Annotated in this window: 22 protein-coding genes and 3 tRNA genes; 20 read left to right on the top strand and 5 right to left on the bottom strand. The window is 69.3% G+C overall.

Annotated elements, in window-relative coordinates:
- The first annotated feature begins 94 nt into the window (after positions 1-94).
- Together ACF07B_RS16685 and ACF07B_RS16680 are read left to right on the top strand one after the other, a co-directional pair.
- Positions 95-922: a hypothetical protein gene (locus ACF07B_RS16685; protein WP_392179437.1), complete on the top strand. Its 828-nt coding sequence runs from the start codon at positions 95-97 to the stop codon at positions 920-922.
- Between the two features lie 827 nt (positions 923-1,749).
- The gene (locus ACF07B_RS16680; RefSeq protein ID WP_362404225.1) at positions 1,750-1,962 is read left to right on the top strand and encodes a hypothetical protein; all 213 of its coding nucleotides are present in this window, start codon (positions 1,750-1,752) and stop codon (positions 1,960-1,962) included.
- Between the two features lie 118 nt (positions 1,963-2,080).
- Here ACF07B_RS16680 and ACF07B_RS16675 read toward each other — a convergent pair whose 3' ends face one another.
- Entirely contained in the window at positions 2,081-2,737 is a 657-nt protein-coding gene (locus ACF07B_RS16675) for an SDR family oxidoreductase (protein ID WP_369480882.1), read from the bottom strand.
- Between the two features lie 160 nt (positions 2,738-2,897).
- Between ACF07B_RS16675 and ACF07B_RS16670 the strand changes: the two genes are divergently transcribed.
- Complete coding sequence (locus ACF07B_RS16670) at positions 2,898-3,953, top strand: hypothetical protein (RefSeq protein ID WP_392179436.1); 1,056 nt, start codon at positions 2,898-2,900, stop codon at positions 3,951-3,953.
- A 65-nt stretch (positions 3,954-4,018) separates the two neighbouring features.
- Here the strand turns inward: ACF07B_RS16670 and ACF07B_RS16665 are convergent, their stop codons facing one another.
- Positions 4,019-5,269, bottom strand: a complete 1,251-nt coding sequence (locus ACF07B_RS16665; protein WP_392179435.1) for an amidohydrolase family protein — start codon at positions 5,267-5,269, stop codon at positions 4,019-4,021.
- Positions 5,270-5,711: 442 nt separating this feature from the next.
- On the opposite strand from ACF07B_RS16665, the gene ACF07B_RS16660 reads away from it, so the two are divergent.
- From ACF07B_RS16660 to ACF07B_RS16625, 8 genes are all read left to right on the top strand, one after another.
- Positions 5,712-5,784 (top strand) — tRNA-Thr (locus ACF07B_RS16660).
- A 46-nt stretch (positions 5,785-5,830) separates the two neighbouring features.
- A tRNA-Met gene (locus ACF07B_RS16655) sits at positions 5,831-5,903 on the top strand.
- An 87-nt stretch (positions 5,904-5,990) separates the two neighbouring features.
- Complete coding sequence (gene rpmG, locus ACF07B_RS16650; protein ID WP_003948671.1) at positions 5,991-6,155, top strand: 50S ribosomal protein L33; 165 nt, start codon at positions 5,991-5,993, stop codon at positions 6,153-6,155.
- Positions 6,156-6,343: 188 nt separating this feature from the next.
- The gene (locus ACF07B_RS16645) at positions 6,344-6,796 is read left to right on the top strand and encodes a MaoC family dehydratase N-terminal domain-containing protein (protein WP_326786093.1); all 453 of its coding nucleotides are present in this window, start codon (positions 6,344-6,346) and stop codon (positions 6,794-6,796) included.
- Between the two features lies 1 nt (position 6,797).
- Positions 6,798-7,226 carry a MaoC family dehydratase gene (locus tag ACF07B_RS16640; protein WP_392179434.1) on the top strand — a complete coding sequence of 143 codons (429 nt, stop codon included), beginning with the start codon at positions 6,798-6,800 and terminating at the stop codon, positions 7,224-7,226.
- A gap of 323 nt (positions 7,227-7,549) precedes the next feature.
- Complete coding sequence (locus ACF07B_RS16635; RefSeq protein ID WP_362404236.1) at positions 7,550-8,119, top strand: helix-turn-helix domain-containing protein; 570 nt, start codon at positions 7,550-7,552, stop codon at positions 8,117-8,119.
- Positions 8,120-8,384: 265 nt separating this feature from the next.
- Positions 8,385-9,779 (top strand): DHA2 family efflux MFS transporter permease subunit, encoded by a 1,395-nt coding sequence (locus ACF07B_RS16630; protein ID WP_392179540.1) that lies wholly within the window; start codon positions 8,385-8,387, stop codon positions 9,777-9,779.
- Positions 9,780-9,969: 190 nt separating this feature from the next.
- Positions 9,970-11,025, top strand: coding sequence for a UDP-N-acetylmuramate dehydrogenase (locus ACF07B_RS16625; protein ID WP_392179433.1), 1,056 nt, complete (start codon positions 9,970-9,972; stop codon positions 11,023-11,025).
- Positions 11,026-11,071: 46 nt separating this feature from the next.
- On the opposite strand, the gene ACF07B_RS16620 is transcribed toward ACF07B_RS16625, so the two are convergent.
- Positions 11,072-11,704, bottom strand: a complete 633-nt coding sequence (locus ACF07B_RS16620) for an NAD(P)-dependent oxidoreductase (RefSeq protein ID WP_392179432.1) — start codon at positions 11,702-11,704, stop codon at positions 11,072-11,074.
- Between the two features lie 126 nt (positions 11,705-11,830).
- On the opposite strand from ACF07B_RS16620, the gene ACF07B_RS16615 reads away from it, so the two are divergent.
- A complete protein-coding gene (locus tag ACF07B_RS16615; RefSeq protein WP_392179431.1) occupies positions 11,831-12,475 on the top strand; it encodes a TetR/AcrR family transcriptional regulator in 645 nt (214 codons plus the stop codon).
- Here the strand turns inward: ACF07B_RS16615 and ACF07B_RS16610 are convergent.
- Together ACF07B_RS16610 and ACF07B_RS16605 are read right to left on the bottom strand one after the other, a co-directional pair.
- On the bottom strand, positions 12,472-13,491 hold the full coding sequence (locus ACF07B_RS16610; protein WP_392179430.1) for an adenosine deaminase: 1,020 nt from the start codon (positions 13,489-13,491) through the stop codon (positions 12,472-12,474). The two genes, ACF07B_RS16615 and ACF07B_RS16610, sit on opposite strands and share 4 nt — an antisense overlap.
- Before the next feature lie 173 nt (positions 13,492-13,664).
- On the bottom strand, positions 13,665-14,891 hold the full coding sequence (locus tag ACF07B_RS16605) for a pyridoxal phosphate-dependent aminotransferase (RefSeq protein ID WP_362404250.1): 1,227 nt from the start codon (positions 14,889-14,891) through the stop codon (positions 13,665-13,667).
- A gap of 247 nt (positions 14,892-15,138) precedes the next feature.
- On the opposite strand from ACF07B_RS16605, the gene ACF07B_RS16600 reads away from it, so the two are divergent.
- The 8 genes from ACF07B_RS16600 to rplJ all read left to right on the top strand — a co-directional run bounded on the left by ACF07B_RS16600 (position 15,139) and on the right by rplJ (position 21,024).
- Positions 15,139-15,211: transfer RNA gene (locus ACF07B_RS16600), tRNA-Trp, on the top strand.
- Between the two features lie 109 nt (positions 15,212-15,320).
- Positions 15,321-15,602 carry a preprotein translocase subunit SecE gene (gene secE, locus ACF07B_RS16595; RefSeq protein ID WP_103549158.1) on the top strand — a complete coding sequence of 94 codons (282 nt, stop codon included), beginning with the start codon at positions 15,321-15,323 and terminating at the stop codon, positions 15,600-15,602.
- A gap of 77 nt (positions 15,603-15,679) precedes the next feature.
- Positions 15,680-16,549: a transcription termination/antitermination protein NusG gene (gene nusG / locus ACF07B_RS16590; RefSeq protein WP_369480873.1), complete on the top strand. Its 870-nt coding sequence runs from the start codon at positions 15,680-15,682 to the stop codon at positions 16,547-16,549.
- Between the two features lie 215 nt (positions 16,550-16,764).
- Positions 16,765-17,199, top strand: a complete 435-nt coding sequence (gene rplK / locus ACF07B_RS16585) for a 50S ribosomal protein L11 (RefSeq protein ID WP_369480872.1) — start codon at positions 16,765-16,767, stop codon at positions 17,197-17,199.
- Positions 17,200-17,293: 94 nt separating this feature from the next.
- The gene (rplA, locus tag ACF07B_RS16580; RefSeq protein WP_328449291.1) at positions 17,294-18,019 is read left to right on the top strand and encodes a 50S ribosomal protein L1; all 726 of its coding nucleotides are present in this window, start codon (positions 17,294-17,296) and stop codon (positions 18,017-18,019) included.
- A 199-nt stretch (positions 18,020-18,218) separates the two neighbouring features.
- Positions 18,219-19,160 (top strand): hypothetical protein, encoded by a 942-nt coding sequence (locus ACF07B_RS16575; RefSeq protein WP_392179429.1) that lies wholly within the window; start codon positions 18,219-18,221, stop codon positions 19,158-19,160.
- Between the two features lie 163 nt (positions 19,161-19,323).
- The gene (locus tag ACF07B_RS16570; RefSeq protein ID WP_392179428.1) at positions 19,324-20,172 is read left to right on the top strand and encodes a DUF1396 domain-containing protein; all 849 of its coding nucleotides are present in this window, start codon (positions 19,324-19,326) and stop codon (positions 20,170-20,172) included.
- Positions 20,173-20,493: 321 nt separating this feature from the next.
- Entirely contained in the window at positions 20,494-21,024 is a 531-nt protein-coding gene (rplJ, locus tag ACF07B_RS16565) for a 50S ribosomal protein L10 (protein WP_081218869.1), read from the top strand.
- Positions 21,025-21,097 lie beyond the last annotated feature (73 nt).

The raw sequence follows: 21,097 nt of genomic DNA, 5'->3' as shown, positions 1-21,097 counted from the left end.
CAGGGCCGTGAGCTGGGCGGTCGGGGGTAGAGGCCATGAACCTGCCAGATAGGCTGCCGCTTTCTTGTAGCGGCATCCTCCTGAAGAGGTGTGAATGAAGACAGGCAGACGAACCGTCACGGCGGCCACGTTCGTGGGGGCACTGGGGCTCTCGGTGCTGAACGTGCCGACTGCTCAGGCGGCGGACACCGGTATCACCGTGTCGAGCATCGTCATCAACAACGGCAAGCCGATCGTCGTCGGCACGACGAAGGAGGTGGAGCCGCCCATCAGTTTCAACATCGCGCTCCCTTCCGGGTACAGCACCGCCGACTCGTCCCGCTACGACGCGTACCCCTTCCTCTACCGCGGCAGCATCACGACGGCGGCCGACACCGGAGAGAACTTCATTCAGCCGGGCAGCTACACCTGCTACGAGATCGACTCCAAGCACGCGCGCTGCGAGGGCAACCTCTACATCGACCCGCACCCGAGCCAGGAGCACGTCGATTCCAACAGCGACGCCACGACCTGGAAGGTCGGCGTCTCGCTGAGGCTGTGGAAGGCCGACGGCGGCCTCAAGACCGGGGAGCGGGAGACGCGGTCCACGACCGCTCAGCTCAAGCGCGCGGCCAAGGCGACCACCAACGCCTCGCCGGAGCCGGTCACCAAGGGCAAGACGATCACCGTCACGGGCAAGGTGACCCGGGCGAACTGGGACACGAAGGAGTACGACGCCTACAGCGGCCGTACGGTCAGCCTCCAGTTCCGCGCCAAGGGTGCCGCGACGTACAAGACGGTCAAGAAGGCCACCAGCGGCAGCACCGGGGGCTTGGAGACCACCGTCACCGCGTCGGTCGACGGCTACTACCGCTGGGTCTACTACGGCAACGCGACGACCGGTGTCGCCACCAGCGTGGCCGACTACGTCGACGTGCGCTGACGCCCCGGGCGCGGGGGCGGGAGGTCGCCGCCCCCGGCCCTGGCCGGCGTGACCCCCGGCACCTCGCACAGCCCTGTCCCGCCACACGGGAACCAAGGGCCCGTGGACCTGTACCAACAGGTCCACGGGCCCTTGGCCGTGTCGCGGCCCGCGTGGGTTCGTGAAACGAGAGTCACCTTCGGGGGAATGGCAGGGTTCATCGCAGTCGGTGCCGCGATGGTTATCTGCATTGCCGGCGACCGGGGCGCGAAGAAGCCTTAGAAGGCCTTTTGGGACGCGCGCGAATCCTTCCAAGGGTTCCGCGACCAGGTCGACGCGAAAGGCATCCAGGGGGTCCGCAGGGCCAAGGCTGACATCGTGGCCGTCAGGGCGGTCCGCGGGGACCACCCCGGGACCACTCCCACGTGTCGCTCATGACGGCGAAGCGTTACGTGGACTAACTGCCTTACTGGCGAGGGGAGTTGAGCCCGAGAGGTCGGGCGGGCGACGGGCGTCGACGTCGGCGCTGACGTCTCGATCCCGTAGGGCGAGGCCGGCCGGCCGCGTCCTGTTTTCGTTTTCGCGCGTCGCATTCTTCATGCACCCATGCGCCCATGCGCCATGCGGGGAATTCTCATCCGATGGGGATCGGGGTAATGGGAGGGCATCGATCTTCATTGCTCGACCGCTTCATCGCTGAATATCGGTAGGCGGGGGCGTACTCGAGAATTCCTCCAGAAGCTCCGTTTTAGGGGGAAATCCTCGTCGAGTGCGGTTCATCGACGGGGCGGCCGGTGACGGGATGCTCGGGGTGATGGACGTCGCGGTCGGCGGGGCACACTGATCCCATGTCATCGCGTCGTAGGAGTTGCCCGGAGTGCCGTCGGGAGATCGCCGTCGTCGCGGGGCGGATCGCTCGGCATGATCCGCCCGGCGCGCGGGGGACCGGGGAACTGGTCTCGTGCCCCGGTTCGCGCCGGGAAGCGTTCATCGGGGCGGCGCAGCCCACGCTGGACGGGTACACCGTCCCCGATTTCCCCGGCCAGCTCTCGCTGTTCTGAACCGGACGGGCCGACGGACGGGGGACGGGCCGACGGACGGGCGGGGCCGGGGCTGAGCGTGGCCTGGGAGGCGCGCCGCCGACCAGTGCCGCGACAGGCGGCGTCTCCGCGACGGGGGCTAGTTGCCCGCCACCGATTTCACCGCGACCGAGATCGGTGTCGAACCGCTGACGGCCTCCAGGGTCAGACCGGCGGTGGCCGGGGTGTCGACCAGTTCGGCGAGGACCGCGGCGACGTCGTCGCGGGGGATCATGCCGCGGCCGGTCGAGGCCTCCAGGCGTACGAGGCCGGTTCCGGCGTCGTCGATCAGGCCGCCGGGACGCAGGATCGTCCAGTCCAGACCCGCGCGACCGCGTACGTACTCGTCGGCCTCGCCCTTGGCGCGCAGATAGGCGTCGAAGATGTCGTCACCCGGGTGGGCCGGGTCCGCGCCCATCGAGGAGACGACCACGTGCCGGCGTACGCCCGCGCGCTCTGCGGCGTCCGCGAACAGGATCGCGGCGCCCTTGTCCACCGTCTGCTTGCGGTCCACGCCGCTGCCCGGTCCCGCGCCCGCCGCGAAGACGGCCGCGTCGGCGCCCTGCAGATGCGCGGCGACCTCCTCCACCGATGCCGACTCCAGATCGCACAGGACGGGCTCGGCGCCGGCCGCCCGCAGGTCGTCCCCCTGCTCGGCACGGCGGATGATCCCCGCGACCTCGTCCCCGCGCGCGGAGAGCAGCCGCTCCAGCCGCAGCGCGATCTGACCATGACCACCAGCGATGACAATGCGCATGTTTCCGACCGTACGCCCGGAAGACCGCGTTCGCCGCACAACCCTGTGGACAACTCGCGAGTCACATGGGTGATCACTGTGAACGCGTGGGTGATCGCCGCGAGAACGCGTCGGAACGAGTGAACACGCGAACGAAAGGAACACCGTGCGGGCCCGCGCGGTGTTGCAAGAGGAGACCATCATCACCGTCATACGCAAGACCGTCACCGCGGTCGGCTGCACCGCTGTCCTTCTCGCCGCGGCGGCCGCCTGTGGCACGGTCGAGAACCTCACGGCCGGACAGAAGGTGGACCACGCCGCCTCCCGTCTCGGCGAACAGAAGTCGCTGGCATTCCAGTTGGACCTGGACGCCGACGCGGACGCGATCAACGCCGTCGCGGGTGAGGGCGGTTCCGACGAATCCCTTCCCCCGGCGTTCGCGAAGTTCGTCAGCGGGCTCCGTGTCGACGTCGCCGTCAAGTCCAGGAAGACGCTGGCGGATTCGGGCCAGAAGGACCTCATCGGGACGAGCGTGAGGATCTCGGGGGCGGACGGCGTTCTGGTCGAGTACCGGATCATCGGCGACTTCATGTACTACCGCAGCGACATGAAGGCCGTCGGTGAGGCGATGGGCGTTCCGACGCCGTCCGCCGACGATCTGCCGCCGAGCCAGAAGGAGTTGAAGAAGGTCCTCGAAGGCGACTGGGTGAAGGTCGACACCAAGGAGCTGGAGAGCGCGGGGAAGTCCGCCGGGGGTACCTCGAAGGGGGCCGCCGGTGAAGGGGACATCGACGCCAAGACCCAGAAGAAGATGCTCGACGCCGTACGCGGTGTCATCGGCCGCAAGGTCACGTTCCGGACCAAGGGCGGCGCCGACGGTGTCGAGCACGTCGTCGCCACGGGCAACGTCCGCGACCTGCTCACCGCTGTCTTCGACAAGCTCCGCCCGCTCCAGGGCGACCTTCCGGCCGGTGCGGAACTGCCCACCGCCAAGGACCTCAAGGACGCCCCGGACAAGAAGGCCTCCGTCGACTTCACCCTGAAGAACGGCGACCTCCGGCAGATCAAGGTCGACCTGGGCGTCCTCGCCGACAGCCCGGCGAAGGCCAAGCTGCCCCTCGTTCTGAAGTTCTCCGAAGCGGGTGACATCAGCGCGCCGGCCGGAGCCACCGAGATCCCCGTGGACAAGATTTCCGAGGGCAGCCCCCTGGGCGCCTTCATGGGCGGCGGGCTCTAGGCCGTGTCCGCAAGTCGCGCCTGCCCGGCGACGCCGGAGCGGCCCCCAGGGCGGCGCGGCCCCGGCTAGGACGGTTCTTCCCGTCCCTGCCGGGGCAGTTCCAGCCCGGAGTCGGCCGCCGAGTCGCAGTACTCCCGCACCGCGCTGGTCCGTGCCACCACACGCCCGCGGTGGATCACGATCCGGCTGTACGCGAGGGACAGCACCCCCGCCAGGCGGTCCCCGCGTACGGCGAGCAACTCGGCCGGGAATCCCGCCTCCACGCGCACCTCGGACAACCCGAGCGCGGCTCTGGAGGCACAACTCACCGTGCGGTACGCCTCCTCGGGGCGCAGCCCGTACCGGGAGGCCAGCAAGTACGCGGCTTCCAGCGGGTCTCCGCGCCCCACCGGGTTGGACACGTCGCGCAGGGCGCCACTGCCCGCCGCGATCCGTACGCCGGCTGCCCGCAGCAGCCGTACGGGAGCCGTACCGCGCCGGTCGGTGGAGCCGCAGCCTCCCTGCGGCAGACACACCACCGTCACTCCGGCCGCGGCGAGTTGGTCCGCGGCGCGGGAGGCCACCTCGGTGGGCAGCCGGCCGAGCCCGCCGCACGGGCCGAGGGTCACCCCGGGCCGCAGGCCGCCCGCCATCGCGGCGAGCCGGGCGAGCCGGGCGGGATCGGCGGCGTCCGTGTGCAGATCGACCGGACAGCCGTGTTCGGAGGCGAGTTCCAGGACGGCCTCGACGTACCCCGTCGGATCGGGGTCGGTGTCCGGACAGCCGCCCACCACGGAAGCGCCCATCTTCAGGGCGTCCCGCAGCATCGCGAGCCCGTCGGCACCGGCCGCCCCGGTCAGGACCCGGGGCATCGCGACCGTCGCCAGTTCGGCGAGCCCCCGCAACGACCGCCGTGCCTCGAGCACCGCCGCCAGCGCGTCCAGCCCCTGCACGTCACCGACGCGCACATGCGTCCGCAGAGCCGTGGCGCCGTGCCCGAGTTGCAGCAGGGCCGCCTCGGTCGCCCGGCGCTGGATCGCCCGGTCGTCGTACGCGAGAGGTCCGTGGTCGTCGGCCGTCAGGGCCGTGTCGCTGTGCGCGTGAGGCTCGGCGGGGGCCGGCAGGAGGAGGTAGCCGTCGAGGTCCACCTTCGCGCCGAGAGCCCCCGAGGCACCCGCAGCGAGGCTCCCAGCGGTGCCGACCGCCTCGATACGGCCGCCGCCCAGCCGTACGTCCACGGCCCTTCCGTCGGTGAGCCGCGCCCCGCACAGCAGGAGAGCGGCCGTGTCGGTCTGTCCCGAGGGGGAGCGGGGCGGCTGCTGCTGACTGTCGGGCATCGCACTCCTGTGGCTCGGGGCGGCTGCGGGAGGGACGACTGCGGAGCGTGGGGACACAAGATCACGCAGCGTGAGTCGAGCCTAGGGCGGTGACCCGTCAACGTCGGGGAGGAGCGCAATAGTCGTACCGGCGTGGCCCGTCGACCGGCCGGGACCGGTCCCCCTCCGAGACCGGCCGGAACCGTCCGCCTGGTGACCAGGTCTGCGCGGGACCCGGCGGCAGGCGCCCACGGACCCGGCCGCGGCAGGCCCTCGCGGACCCGGCGCGGGGTCGCCACCGCCCGGCGGCCGGAGAGCCGTCACCCCGTGTGATCCATGAGTCGTGAGGGGCGTGTGAAGCCTTCCGGGAACGCCCGGGGGAACGCCTGTGATCAGGCCCGGGCGGGTGCCGGGAAACGGATTTGGGCGATCGGTGGAGGACCGTGTAATGTCTTCATCGCTCGCCCCAATAGCTCAGTCGGTAGAGCGTCTCCATGGTAAGGAGAAGGTCTACGGTTCGATTCCGTATTGGGGCTCTGGTGCGAAAGGTTCCCGTCGCAAGGCGGGACCCGATCGCATCAAAGCGGTGTAGCTCAGTCGGTAGAGCAAGCGGCTCATAATCGCTGTGTCACCGGTTCAAGTCCGGTCACCGCTACTGACAGTAGCCGATTGTGGGGTCGGTCCTTCGATCGGCTACTCTTCTATGCGTTAATGTCCCATCCGTTCGTCAAGGAGCACTCCTGTGGCTGCCACCGACGTCCGCCCGAAGATCACGCTGGCCTGCGTGGAGTGCAAGGAGCGGAACTACATCACCAAGAAGAACCGGCGTAACAACCCGGACCGACTGGAGATGAAGAAGCACTGCCCGCGTTGCAACGCGCACACCGCGCACCGCGAAACGCGATAATTTCAGGCTCGTACACGAGGCCGTCCCCTTCGGGGGGCGGCCTCGCGTCGTTGTGCAACCGACGTCCGGCGCGGACCCCGCGTCATAGGCGGACCAGCGACTTAGAGCGAAGATGGGCCGTCCGGCCAAGACGGTCGGTCCAGCTGTGACAACCAGCGCAGCGAAGACAACCAGGAGGTGCCGAGCCCATGGCGCTCGACCAGTCCTTCGTAGGGCGGTCCTACCCGCCCACCGACCCCTATGAGGTCGGCCGGGAGAAGATCCGCGAGTTCGCGGAGGCCGTGGGGGACAGTAACCCTGCGTACACGGACCCCGAGGCCGCACGCGCGCTCGGGCACCCCGATGTGATCGCCCCGCCGACTTTCGTGTTCGCCATCACGTTCAAGGCCGCGGGCCAGGTCGTCCAGGACCCGCAACTGGGGCTCGACTACAGCCGCGTGGTGCACGGTGACCAGAAGTTCGCGTACACCCGCCCGGTGCGCGCGGGTGACCGGCTCACGGTCACCTCGACCATCGAGTCGATCAAGTCCCTCGCGGGCAACGACATCCTGGACATCCGTGGCGAGGTCCACGACGAGGCGGGCGAGCACGTCGTGACGGCCGTCACGAAGCTCGTGTCCCGTGCGGCGGAGGTGGGCTGACATGACGGCGAAGATCTCTTACGCGGACGTCGAGGTCGGCACCGAGCTGCCGGCCCAGACCTTCTCCGTGACGCGTGCCACGCTCGTGCAGTACGCGGGGGCCTCCGGGGACTTCAACCCGATCCACTGGAACGAGAAGTTCGCGGTCGAGGTGGGCCTTCCCGACGTCATCGCGCACGGCATGTTCACCATGGCCGAGGCGATCCGCGTGGTCACCGACTGGGTCGGCGACCCGGGCTCGGTCCTCGAGTACGGCGTTCGCTTCACCAAGCCCGTCGTCGTCCCGAACGACGAGAAGGGCGCCACGATCGAGGTCAGCGGCAAGGTCGCGGCCAAGCTCGACGACAACACCGTCCGCGTCGACCTCACGGCGACCAGCGCCGGCCAGAAGGTGCTGGGCATGTCGCGAGCGGTCGTACGACTGGCCTGACGCGCCGGATCACGTAAGGGGCGCCCGCCACTGCGGGCGCCCCTTACGCATCCCCGCTGCGGCGCCCCCAGGACCTCACCACAGGAACCTCACCTCAGGAGATCCGCGTCCGCGTCCAGGAGCCAGGAGCCAGGAGCCAGGAGCCAGGAGCCAGGAGCCAGGAGTCAGGAGTCAGGAGCCAGGAGCCCGAGAGCCAGAAGCCCGAGAGCCAGAAGCCTGAGTCACCGGCGCCCAGACGCCCGGCGGTCGACGCGCCCAAGCGCCCCGCACCCAAACCCCAGAACTCCTTGACTTAGTTAGTGATTGAGTACTAACTTAGTCGTATGGTCAGGATGAGCGCAGAGGAGAGGCGCGAGAGCGTCATTCGCGCGGCGATGATCGAGTTCGCCCACGGCGGCTACTACGGCACGTCCACCGAGGCGATCGCCAAGCGTGTGGGCGTCTCGCAGCCGTATCTCTTCCGGCTCTTCCCGGGCAAGCGGGCGATCTTCCTGGCGGCCGCCGAGCACTGCATGGAGCTCGCCCGGCGCAGCTTCGAGGAGGCCGCCGAGGGGCTGGAGGGCGAGGAGGCCCTGCACGCCATGGCGAGCTCCTACGTCAAGGTGATCGCGGAGCACCCCGAGCGGCTGCTGATGCAGATGCAGACGTATGTCGCGGTGGGGGCCGCCGAGGAGGCCGGCGATCACGAGCTCGGCGAGGCGGTCCGGGCCGGCTGGATGCGGCTCTGGGACACGGTCCACGTGCCGCTCGGGGCCGACGTGGACGGGACCACGACCTTCATGGCGTACGGAATGCTCGTCAACTGCCTGGTGTCGATGGGGTTCCCGCCCGAGCACCGGGTCTGGGAAGGGCTCTACCCGTCGGCGCGGATCACCGGCCGGCTGGAGAAGTAGCGCGATGGGGAAGGCGGTGTTCGGCGCCTTTTCATGAGCGTAAAAGTTAGTCATCGATAACTAACCACCAAGAGCGATCACATCACCTTCTGGGGGAGAGATGTCTCAGCGGACGGCACGGACAGCGAAGAACGGACCGGCGGAACCGGCCCCGCCCGGGGCCACGGGATCGCCGGAGGAGTCGGCCGCGGCGCCGGCCGCGACCCCGAGCGGGCGGCGCGGCGGAGCCGGGTGGGCCCTTCTCATCACGAGCGTCGCCGGATTCATGGCGGCCCTCGACAACCTCGTCGTCACCACCGCCCTGCCCTCCATCCGCAAGGATCTCGGGGGAGCGCTGGGCGACCTGGAATGGACCGTGAGCGCCTACACGCTCACCTTCGCCGTCCTGCTGATGTTCGGCGCCGCGCTCGGTGACCGGTTCGGCCGCCGCCGGCTCTTCCTGGTCGGTCTGAGCATCTTCACCGGCGCCTCGGCCGCCGCGGCCATGGCACCCGGCATCGACTCCCTGATCGCCGCCCGCGCGGTCCAGGGCGTCGGCGCGGCGATCATGATGCCGCTGACCCTGACCCTGCTGACCGCCGCGGTCCCCGCCGCCAAGCGCGGGATGGCGTACGGGATCTGGGGCGCGGTCAACGGACTCGCGGTCGCCTCCGGGCCCCTCATCGGCGGCAGCCTCACCGAACACGTCTCCTGGCACTGGATCTTCTGGCTGAACGTTCCGCTGGGTCTCGCGGTGCTCCCGCTCGCCCGGCTTCGGCTGTCCGAGTCGTTCGGCGCCGGCGCCCGGCTCGACTTCGCCGGCACCCTGCTCGCCAGCGGTGGCCTCTTCGGGATCGTCTACGGTCTGGTCCGCGGGCCCGCCGACGGCTGGACCAGCGCGTTCGTCCTGACCGGCCTGATCGCGGGCGCCGCTCTGCTCGTCGGCTTCGTCGTCCACGGCACCCTGGCCAAGAACCCGATGCTCCCGATGCGGCTCTTCCGCTCCCGTGCCTTCGCGGGGATCAACGCGGCCAGCCTGCTGATGTTCCTCGGGATGTTCGGCTCGATCTTCCTGCTCAGCCAGTACATGCAGGGCGTGCTCGGCTACTCGCCGACCGAGGCGGGGCTGCGCATGCTCCCCTGGACCGGTATGCCGATGCTGGTCGCGCCCATCGCCGGCTACCTGTCGGACCGGATCGGCGGGCGTCCCGTCGTCGCCACCGGGCTCTTCCTCCAGGCCGCCGGGCTCGCGTACTACGCCGCCGTGGTCGCCGCCGACGCCTCGTACGCCTCCCAGCTGCCCGCGCTCATCATCAGCGGCGTCGGGATGTCGCTCTACTTCGCGCCGGCCTCCAACCTGGTCATGTCCAGCGTGCGGCCGCAGGAGCAGGGCATCGCCTCCGGTGCCAACAACGCGCTGCGCGAGGTGGGCGGGGCGCTCGGCATCGCGGTGATGTCCTCGATCTTCTCGGCGCAGGGCGGCTACGCGACCGCCCAGAGCTTCATCGACGGACTGCGGCCCGCGCTCGTGGTCGGCGCCTCGGTCGTGGCCCTCGCGGGGATCGCCGCCCTGGTCATCCCGGCCGCCCGGCGCACGGCACGCACCGAGACGGCGGCCGAGGCTGCTCCGGTGCGCCCCCCGCACCGGGAGGCCGCCTCTCTCGAAACCGCCTCCCACTGACGGACGGGCCGAGATCCCGGCACTCCTGCCCGGCCGCCCGGAGCGCCTGGCCGCCCGGTCGCACCCCCAGGAGAGCCGCCTCGGCCGAGCGTCAGGCGCGAACGGGCCCCGCCCCACGGGCGGGGCCGTTCGCATGTCCGGAGCACACCGGTGGCCGGGCCTCCCCGCCCCTTCTCGTAGTCTTGAGCCCGTGCAGGAACTCCACGATGCCCCGCTCGCCCCGCTGACCACCTTCCGGCTCGGCGGCCCGGCCGCCCGGCTGATCACCGCCACGACCGACGCCGAGGTCGTCGCCGCCGTGCGCGAGGCCGACGACGCCGGTACGCCCCTGCTGCTGATCGGCGGCGGATCGAACCTGGTCATCGGCGACAAGGGCTTCGCCGGGACGGCCCTGCGCATCGCCACGAAGGGCTTCGACCTCGACGGTACGAGGCTGGAGCTGGCCGCGGGCGAGGTGTGGACCGACGCGGTCGCCCGCTCGGTCGAGGCCGGGCTCGCCGGGATCGAGTGCCTCGCGGGCATCCCCGGGTCCGCCGGTGCGACACCGATCCAGAATGTGGGCGCGTACGGCCAGGAAGTGTCGTCGACGATCACCGAAGTGATCGCCTATGACCGGAAGACGCGCGAGACGGTCACGCTGACCAACGCCGAGTGCGCGTTCTCGTACCGGCACAGCCGCTTCAAGGCGGACCCCGAGCGCCATGTCGTGCTGCGGGTGCGTTTCGGGCTGGAGGACGCGCAGGGGCTGTCGGCGCCGGTCAAGTACGCCGAGACGGCCCGTGCGCTCGGCGTGGAGCCCGGCGACCGTGTGCCTCTCGACGCGGCCCGCGAGACCGTTCTGAAGCTGCGTGCAGGGAAGGGCATGGTGCTCGACCCCGAGGACCACGACACCTGGTCCGCCGGATCGTTCTTCACCAACCCGATCCTCACCGACGAGGCGTTCGCCGCGTTCCACGCGCGCGTGGAGGAACGGCTCGGCGCCGATGTCGTACCGCCCGCCTACGCTGCCGGCGAGGGCCGCACCAAGACCTCCGCGGCCTGGCTGATCGACAAGTCGGGCTTCACCAAGGGCTACGGAACCGGGCCCGCCCGTATCTCCACCAAGCACACCCTCGCCCTGACCAACCGTGGCGAGGCCACCACCGAGGACCTCCTCGCGCTGGCCCGGGAGGTCGTCGCCGGGGTCCACGAGGCCTTCGGGATCACGCTCGTCAACGAGCCGGTGACGGTGAACGCGAGCCTCTGAAGGCGAGATCACCGGCGTGCACGGCGATCGCCGGCGTGAACGGTGACTAGTAGGCGACACCCACCCCCTGCTTCACGGTCCCCGGGTCGTCGATCATCGCCAGCATCGCGTGGGCCACGTCGGCGCGCGCGATGAAGCGGCCCCTGGGCGGGAAGCCTCCGACGGCCGTGCGGTAGGAGCCGGTCAGCGGCTTGTTCTGGAGCCGGGGAGGACGGACGGCGGTCCAGTCCGCGGAACCGGCCGCGAGCTCGGCCTCCATCTCCCGCAGGTCGGCGTAGACGTCCTTCAGGAGGCTGGAGATCAGGCTCCGCATCGCGCGGTCGAGGGCGGTGTCGTTCGTGGCGCCGGGTCCGACCGGACCCGCGCTGACGACCAGCACCCGGCGCACCCGCTCCGCCTCCATGGCACTCAGCACCGCACGGGTGAGCCGGGCCGCGACCCCGGCGTCCTTGCGGCTGCGCGCGCCGAGGCCCGACAGGACCGCGTGCCGGCCCGCGACGGCCGGGCGCAGCGACTCCGGGTCGGTGAGGTCCGCGCGGAAGACCTTCAGCTGCGCGCCCGTGACGGTGAGCCGCGCGGGATCCCGTACGACCGCCGTGACCTCGTGGCCCGCGCCCAGGGCCTGGCGGACGATCTCCTGGCCGATGCCTCCGGTGGCACCGAAAACGGTGAGTTCCATGACCTGCTCCCGCATGAGAGGGAATGAGGTGGGTGAGTGTTCACTCACCCCGCTTCCCTCTAGAGTGAGTAAGTGCTCACCCACCCGTCAACCCCGTAAGGGCGGGTCATGGAATCCTTGGGCCCCATGCAGCAGAAATCCGCCACGGAGACCACGCCGTCGAAGCCGGCCAGGATCCGCATCCTCGACGCGGCGCACGAGCTCATGCTCACGCTCGGTCTCTCCCGTGCCACCACCAAGGAGATCGCCAGGGCGGCCGGCTGCTCCGAGGCGGCGCTCTACAAATACTTCGCGAGCAAGGAAGAGCTGTTCATCCGCGTCCTCCACGAGCGGCTGCCCCAGCTCGGCCCGCTCCTGGAGCGGCTGACGGCCGAGCGGGGGGAGCACTCCCTGGAGGAGAACCTCACGGAGGTCGCCCGTCAGGCGGCCCTCTTCTATGAGCAGAGTTTCCCGATCGCCGCCTCCTTGTACGCGGAGACGCAGCTCAAGCGCCGTCACGACGACGCCATGCGGGCCATGGGCGCGGGCCCGCACATGCCCATCCGGGGCGTCGCCGCCTATCTGCTGGCCGAACAGCGGGCCGGGCGGGTCCGGCCGGACACCGACACCTACGCGGCCGCGTCCCTCCTCCTCGGGGCCTGCGCGCAGCGGGCGTTCGCCTACGACGCCACCGAGGAGGGCACGCCGCCGCCTCTGGACGCCTTCGCCCCGGCGCTGGCCCGCACGCTGCTCGCCGGGATCGCGCCCGCGGGTGCCTCGGACACGGCCTAGGCGGTCAGCCAGTCGTCGACGCCGGCCAGCAGCTTCGCCCGGATGTCCTCGGGCGCGGCCGAGGCGCGGACGGACTGCCGGGCCAGCTCGGCCAGCTCCTGGTCCGTGAAGGCGTGGTGGCGGCGGGCGATCTCGTACTGGGCGGCGAGCCGGGAGCCGAAGAGCAGCGGGTCGTCGGCGCCGAGGGCCATCGGGACGCCGGCTTCGAACAGAGTGCGCAGGGGGACATCGGAGTGCTTCTCGTAGACGCCCAGGGCGACGTTCGAGGCGGGGCAGACCTCACAGGTCACCCCGCGGTCCGCGAGACGCTTCAGCAGCCGCGGGTCCTCGGCGGCCCGCACCCCGTGGCCGATCCGGGAGGCGTGCAGGTCGTCCAGGCAGTCGCGGACCGAGGCGGGACCGGTCAGCTCGCCGCCGTGCGGCGCGGACAGCAGCCCGCCCTCCCGCGCGATGGCGAAGGCCCGGTCGAAGTCCCGCGCCATGCCCCGCCGCTCGTCGTTGGAGAGGCCGAAACCGACGATTCCCCGGTCCGCGTACCGCACGGCGAGCCGGGCCAGCGTGCGGGCGTCCAGGGGGTGCTTCATGCGGTTGGCGGCCACCAGGACGCGCATCCCGAGCCCGGTGTCCCGCACGGCCGAGTCGACCGCGTCGAGGATGACCTCCAGGGCCGGGATCAGACCGCCCAGGCGCGGGGCGTACGACGTCGGGTCGACCTGGATCTCCAGCCAGCCCGAGCCGTCCTTCAGGTCCTCCTCGGCGGCCTCGCGCACCAGCCGCTGGATGTCCTCGGGTTCTCTGAGGCAGGACCGCGCGGCGTCGTACAGGCGCTGGAAGCGGAACCAGCCGCGCTCATCGGTCGCCCGCAGCTTCGGTGGCTCCCCGCTGGTCAGCGCGTCGGGCAGATGGATCCCGTGCTTGTCGGCCAGTTCCAGCAGGGTGGTGTGCCGCATCGAACCGGTGAAGTGCAGGTGCAGATGGGCCTTCGGCAGTTCACTCACATCACGTACGCGCTCCATCCAAAGATCCTGCCGTACGCGGATGGCGTGCCGGTAGCGCTTTCGCTGATCGGAGGCCTGCTCGAACGAACTAACGGGGGCCGGTCACTCCTGGGAGTGGCCGGCCCCCGCATGTGCGCGTGGAGCGCGAGGACGTCACCGGCGCCCCGAGGGCGCGGGCGGAGAAGGGGAGGTCAGTCCGTGGCCTCGGCCAGCAGCTTCTGGATCCGGCTGACACCCTCGACGAGGTCCTCGTCACCGAGGGCGTACGACAGCCGCAGATAGCCCGGCGTGCCGAAGGCCTCGCCCGGGACGACCGCGACCTCGGACTCCTCCAGGATGAGCGCGGCCAGCTCGACCGTGTCCGCGGGGCGCTTGCCGCGGATCTCCTTGCCGAGGAGTCCCTTCACCGAGGGGTACGCGTAGAAGGCGCCCTCGGGCTCGGGGCAGAGCACGCCGTCGATCTCGTTCAGCATGCGCACGATGGTCTTGCGGCGGCGGTCGAAGGCCTCGCGCATCTTCGCGACGGCCGTGAGGTCGCCGGAGACGGCGGCGAGCGCGGCGACCTGGGCGACGTTCGAGACGTTCGAGGTGGCGTGCGACTGGAGGTTGGTCGCGGCCTTGATGACGTCCTTCGGGCCGATGACCCAGCCCACACGCCAGCCCGTCATCGCGTACGTCTTGGCGACGCCGTTGACGACGATGCACTTGTCGCGGAGCTCGGGCACCACCACGGGCAGCGAGTGGAACTCGGCGTCGCCGTAGACCAGGTGCTCGTAGATCTCGTCGGTCAGGACCCACAGGCCCTTCTCGGCGGCCCAGCGGCCGATCTCCTCGATCTGTTCGCGGGTGTAGACCGCGCCCGTCGGGTTGGACGGGGAGACGAAGAGCAGCACCTTGGTGTTCTCGGTGCGGGCGGCCTCCAACTGCTCGACCGAGACGCGGTAGCCGGTGGTCTCGTCGGCGACGACGTCCACCGGGACACCGCCGGCGAGACGGATGGACTCCGGGTAGGTCGTCCAGTACGGCGCCGGGACGATGACCTCGTCGCCCGGGTCGAGGATCGCGGCGAAGGCCTCGTAGATGGCCTGCTTGCCGCCGTTGGTGACGAGGACCTGGGCGGCCTCCACCTCGTAGCCGGAGTCGCGCAGCGTCTTCGCGGCGATCGCGGCCTTCAGCTCGGGGAGCCCGCCGGCCGGCGTGTAGCGGTGGTACTTGGGGTTCGAGCAGGCCTCGATGGCGGCCTGGACGATGTAGTCCGGGGTGGGGAAGTCGGGTTCACCGGCGCCGAAGCCGATCACCGGACGTCCGGCGGCCTTGAGGGCCTTGGCCTTCGCGTCCACGGCGAGGGTGGCGGATTCGGAGATCGCGCCGACTCGGGCGGAGACCCGGCGCTCGGTGGGAGGGGTTGCAGGGCTCATGGGTCCATCGTTTCAGACCGGAAACACCCCCGGCACGCGGGTTTCACGGACTGAACAACGGCAGAACATCCGTCCGGATCCGCGCGCCCGACCAGTGGATCTTCAGCACGGTGGGCACGGCCGGACACTTTCTGTTCGACGCCCGGCTCCGGACCACGTACACTCTCACCTCGTTGGCCTTCACCGGCCGCACTCAACCGGTGCACACCGAGCACCCGGTCGGATGCGGTACGTTGGGGGAAATCAAAGGGTCGTAGCTCAATTGGTAGAGCACTGGTCTCCAAAACCAGCGGTTGGGGGTTCAAGTCCCTCCGGCCCTGCTACACACTCCTTTCGCCAGGATGTGTGCGCATGTACGTACTGCAATGCACCGCCGTGCGGCTCAACCGGGCGCGGCACGGTCACGACCCGGGAATCAGGTGAGGACGAGTGACGGACGCCGTGGGCTCCATCGACATGCCTGATGCCGAGGCGCCGGAGTCCAAGAAGAAGGCCCGCAAGGGCGGTAAGCGTGCCAAGAAGGGCCCGCTGAAGCGCCTTGCCACTTTCTACCGCCAGATCATCGCGGAACTCCGTAAGGTTGTCTGGCCGACTCGCAATCAGCTGACGACTTACACCACAGTGGTGATTGTGTTCGTCGTCATCATGATCGGCCTGGTGACCGTGATTGACTATGGGCTCAACCACGCCGCCAAGTACGTCTTCGGCTGAGCCGAGAGCGAAGGGCGCCGTCACCGGCGCCCCTTTCGCGCGTTCCACCCCCATGTAACCAGGAAGAAGCAGCCACCGTGTCTGACCCGAACCTGAACGACGCCTCCGAGTCGGTCGAGTCCGTTGACGACGAGCTCGAGATCGTCGAGGGAGCGGACGTCGTGGACGAGTTCGAGGCTGCCGATGCCGCCGCCGGCGAGAACGCCGAGGACGCGGCCCTGCACGTCGAGGACGAGTCCGGTGAGGACGTCGAAGACGTCGAGGACGAGGACGCGACCGACGAGGCCGAGTCTGAAGTCGAGGCCGAGCCCGAAGTCGAGGCCGAGCCCGTCGACCCCGTGACCGCCCTGCGTGAGGAACTGCGTCTGCTCCCCGGCGAGTGGTACGTCATCCACACGTACGCCGGTTACGAGAACCGCGTGAAGACCAACCTCGAGCAGCGTGCCGTCTCGCTGAACGTCGAGGACTTCATCTTCCAGGCCGAGGTGCCGCAGGAAGAGGTCGCGCAGATCAAGAACGGCGAGCGCAAGACGATCAAGCAGAACAAGCTCCCGGGCTACGTCCTGGTCCGTATGGACCTGACGAACGAGTCCTGGGGTGTCGTCCGCAACACTCCCGGCGTCACCGGCTTCGTGGGCAACGCCTACGACCCGTACCCGCTGACCCTGGACGAGATCGTCAAGATGCTCGCCCCGGAGGCCGAGGAGAAGGCCGCCCGCGAGGCCGCCGAGGCCGAGGGCAAGCCCGCTCCGCAGCGCAAGGTCGAGGTCCAGGTCCTGGACTTCGAGGTCGGCGACTCGGTCACCGTCACCGACGGCCCCTTCGCCACGCTGCAGGCCACGATCAACGAGATCAACGCCGACTCGAAGAAGGTCAAGGGCCTCGTCGAGATCTTCGGCCGCGAGACCCCGGTCGAGCTTTCCTTCGACCAGATCCAGAAGAACTAACACCTTCTGGACGTACGTCTTCCGAACAGGTCAGACGGGCTCTCGCTGGGGGTACCTCCCGCTTGCGGGGGACGGTCTGACCTGCTCGGTTTTTAGCCGCGCACAGATACCCGTTATCGTTGTGCGGTATGCCTCCATCCGGATCATCACTCGGTTGAGGGCAGCCGTCCGGGGCGACTCGGACGTAGGAAGGCGAAAACGAAAGAGGACCCGGAATGCCTCCCAAGAAGAAGAAGGTCACGGGGCTTATCAAGCTCCAGATCAACGCCGGTGCGGCGAACCCGGCCCCGCCGGTCGGCCCTGCGCTCGGTCAGCACGGCGTCAACATCATGGAGTTCTGCAAGGCCTACAACGCCGCGACCGAGTCGCAGCGTGGCTGGGTGATCCCGGTGGAGATCACGGTCTACGAAGACCGCTCCTTCACCTTCATCACCAAGACTCCGCCGGCCGCCAAGATGATCCTCAAGGCCGCGGGTGTCGAGAAGGGCTCCGGCGAGCCGCACAAGACCAAGGTCGCCAAGATCACCCAGGCGCAGGTCCGCGAGATCGCCACGACCAAGATGCCCGACCTCAACGCCAACGACCTGGACGCCGCTGCGAAGATCATCGCCGGCACCGCCCGTTCCATGGGCATCACGGTCGAGGGCTGACACCCACCTTCGTAGGAACCATGCGGCCGCGGCCGCACGTGGCAGGGCCTGCTCGGCCCGCACCACGACTCCTCAGAACACAACAGGAGCAGTAGTGAGCAAGCGCAGCAAGTCTCTCCGCGCTGCGGACGCCAAGGTCGACCGGGACAAGCTCTACGCCCCGCTCGAGGCCGTCCGTCTCGCCAAGGAGACCTCCACGAGCAAGTTCGACGGCACCGTCGAGGTCGCCTTCCGCCTGGGTGTCGACCCGCGCAAGGCCGACCAGATGGTCCGTGGCACCGTGAACCTGCCGCACGGCACCGGCAAGACCGCCCGGGTCCTGGTCTTCGCGACCGGTGACCGTGCTGCGGCCGCGGAGGCCGCGGGCGCCGACATCGTCGGCTCCGACGAACTGATCGACGAGGTCGCGAAGGGCCGTCTGGACTTCGACGCCGTCGTCGCCACCCCGGACCTCATGGGCAAGGTCGGCCGCCTCGGCCGCGTGCTCGGTCCCCGTGGTCTCATGCCGAACCCCAAGACCGGCACCGTGACCCCCGACGTCGCCAAGGCTGTCACCGAGATCAAGGGTGGCAAGATCGAGTTCCGCGTCGACAAGCACTCGAACCTGCACTTCATCATCGGCAAGGTGTCCTTCGACGACACCAAGCTGGTGGAGAACTACGGCGCCGCGCTCGACGAGATCCTTCGTCTGAAGCCGTCGGCCGCCAAGGGTCGCTACATCAAGAAGGCCGCGATCAGCTCCACGATCGGCCCCGGCGTTCCCGTCGACCCCAACCGCACCCGCAACCTCCTCGTCGAGGAGGACCCGGCCGCCGTCTGAGCCCTTCGCTCACCACGGTGACCGCGTCGCGCACGCGTATCTGAGCGGGCCCCGCAACCTTTCGAGGTGCGGGGCCCGTCCTCATGTGCGGAGGTCTTTCCGGCCGCCACGGGACGGACGCCCCGGGCGGAATTCCGGACACGACTGTCAGTGGGCCGCGCTAACGTGCGGTTCACAGAGTTCGCATAGGGGTGGACGAATGAAGAGCACCATGGTGCGCCGTGTGACCGTCTCGATCGCGCTGACGACCGCGCTGGCGGGGGTGACGGCCTGCAACTCGGCCGATTCCCCAGGGAGTTCGGGCAGCGGCGACAAAGCCGGCCACAAGAGCGCCACCCGCGTCAGCCCGGTCGCGGCCCTGCGCTCCGCGGAGAGGTCCACCGACGGCGCCGACTCCGCGAGGATCGAGTCCACGACGACCCTGGGCACCCTGATGTCCATGAAGTCGGGCGGCGTCATGGCCTGGGGCGACGGCTTCACCGGCGACATGACGATCACGTACACCGGCGGCACGATGGCCGAGACGATGCGCCAGATGGGCAGCGACTCCATGGAGGCGCGCTATCTGTCCGACGCCTACTACGCCAAGATGGGCGACGCCTTCGCCCGGCAGGCGGGCGGCAAGCACTGGATCAGGTACGGGTACGACGACCTGGCGAAGTTCGGCGGCGGCTCCGGCGCGCTGCTGAAGGACCAGATGCAGAACAGCTCGCCGAACCAGTCGGTGAAGCTCCTGCTGGCGTCCGGCGACGTCAAGAAGGTCGGCGACGAGACGGTCCGCGGCAAGAGGGCCACGCACTACGCGGGCACGGTGGACGTGAGCGACCTCGCGGCCAGGAGCTCCCACCTCACCGCCGGCCAGCTCTCCGACATGAAGAAGCAGTTCACCCAGGCCGGCATCACGACCGAGGACGTCGACATCTGGGTCGACACCGAGGACCTGCTCGTCAAGGCCGTCTCCAAGGCCGCGATGGCGACCGGCACGATGTCCTCCACGACGTACTACAGCGACTACGGAGTGAAGGTCTCCGCCGTCGCGCCCCCGGCCGGTGACACCGAGGACTTCAAGGACATCCTGACGAAGCAGGGCATGACGCCGGGCAGCGGCGACACGGCGACCGGCTCCGGCTCGTCCTCCTGAGCACCACCCCGCGCCCTCCCGGCCCGGGCGCACCACTCCAACGTCCTTCGCGCGTATCAGAGTTGCGTCAAAACCCAGGTGATCATCCGGGCCCCCTGGGCTACGCTCGCGCAGAATCTGTGCATCGCTCAACTATTCCCTGGGGGGAACCTTGAAGCTTTCTGTGAGCACCTCGGTACGGCGCCGGGCGACCGGAGCGGCACTCGCGGCGATGGTCCTCGGCGGGGGCGCCGTGGGCTGTTCGAAGGGCGCGGCGGAGGAGTCGCCCGCACTCACGCCCGCCGCGGCCGTGGCGAAGGCGGCGAAGAAGACCGACGACATCACCTCGCTCCGCTACCGGATGACCGGCAAGGTCCCGGAGGAGGGCCGCGTCACCGGCGAGGCGGCGATGAGCATGAAGCCGCTGGCCATGAGCATGAAGATGACCGCCGAGGACCAGGCCGCCGACGGCCCGGTCGAGATCCGGCTCGTGGGCAAGGCGATGTACATAGGCGGGGGCGCCAAGGCCGCCAAGGAGATGGACGGCAAGAGCTGGATCAAGTTCGACATGTCCGCCCTGGGTGCGGACAAGGAGCTGAACGCGAGCCAGCTGGGAGGCGGGCAGGCCGACAAGAACCCGGCCACCGAGTCCACCTTCCTCACCGGCTCCAAGGATGTGAAGAAGGTCGGGACCGAGACCGTCGACGGCGTGAAGACCACGCACTACAAGGGGTCGATCACCCTCGACGCGTACCGCAAGTCGCTCAAGAGCGAGGACAAGGCCACGCGCGAGAAGCGGGAGAAGGCCCTCGACCAGTACACGAAGATGGGCATCGACGCGATCACGATGGACATGTGGATCGACGGCGACGACCACACCAAGCAGTTCCGTATGCGCGGGACCGCCGACAAGGGTCCGCTCGACATGACCATCACCTTCCTGGACTACAACAATCCCGTGACCGTGACCGCTCCGCCGGCCAAGGACACCGTCGACCTCGCCGAGATGATGAAGGACGCCCAGCAGGGCTGATCCGCGCCGCCGGACGCTCACGCGCGCCCGGCGGCCGGGCCGTTCGGCCGGATTTGCTTGACGGCGTCCCCTTCACGTACTCTCCTCGAGAAGCCAAAGACCGCTGGTCGTTGCCTCGCACTCGCAAGAGGGTGTGGTGACCGAAGGATCCGCTGAAACTGCGGACGACCCGCGTAGGTGATCGTGGATGTGTTCCCGGAGTCCGCACGCCCAGCGTGTGGAGGAATCCGGTCGAGCTACGCCCCGTGCGCCTGCGCCGGGGCGTTTTGTTTTGTCAGTCCCTTCTGAGCGGTCCTCATCACCCGGAAGGAGGCCACGCTTATGGCAAGGCCCGACAAGGCTGCCGCGGTAGCCGAGCTCGCGGACCAGTTCCGCAGCTCGAACGCCGCCGTGCTGACCGAGTACCGGGGTCTCACCGTGGCGCAGCTCAAGACGCTGCGCCGTTCGCTCGGTGAAGACGCCCAGTACGCCGTGGTGAAGAACACGCTGACCAAGATCGCGGCCAACGAGGCCGGGATCTCCACGCTCGACGACCTGTTCAACGGTCCGACGGCGGTCGCCTTCATCACCGGTGACCCGGTGACGTCGGCGAAGGGTCTTCGTGACTTCGCCAAGGACAACCCGAACCTCGTCATCAAGGGCGGTGTCCTTGACGGCAAGGCGCTGTCCGCCGACGAGATCAAGAAGCTTGCGGACCTCGAGTCCCGCGAGGTTCTGCTCGCCAAGCTGGCGGGTGCCTTCAAGGGCAAGCAGACGCAGACTGCTCAGCTCTTCCAGGCGCTGCCCTCGAAGTTCGTCCGCACCGCGGAGGCGCTTCGTGTCAAGCAGGCCGAGCAGGGCGGTGCCGAGTAATTCGGCTCGCGCATTGACCGCCGCCTGAGGCGACGGTCGTAGCGGGCCGAACGTACGCCCGCCTCACCAGTAC

It is taken from the genome of Streptomyces sp. NPDC015532 (assembly GCF_043078065.1).
In the GTDB taxonomy this organism is placed as follows: domain Bacteria; phylum Actinomycetota; class Actinomycetes; order Streptomycetales; family Streptomycetaceae; genus Streptomyces.
Note: the sequence above shows the minus strand (reverse complement) of the source record. Positions and strands in the feature narration are given on the sequence as shown.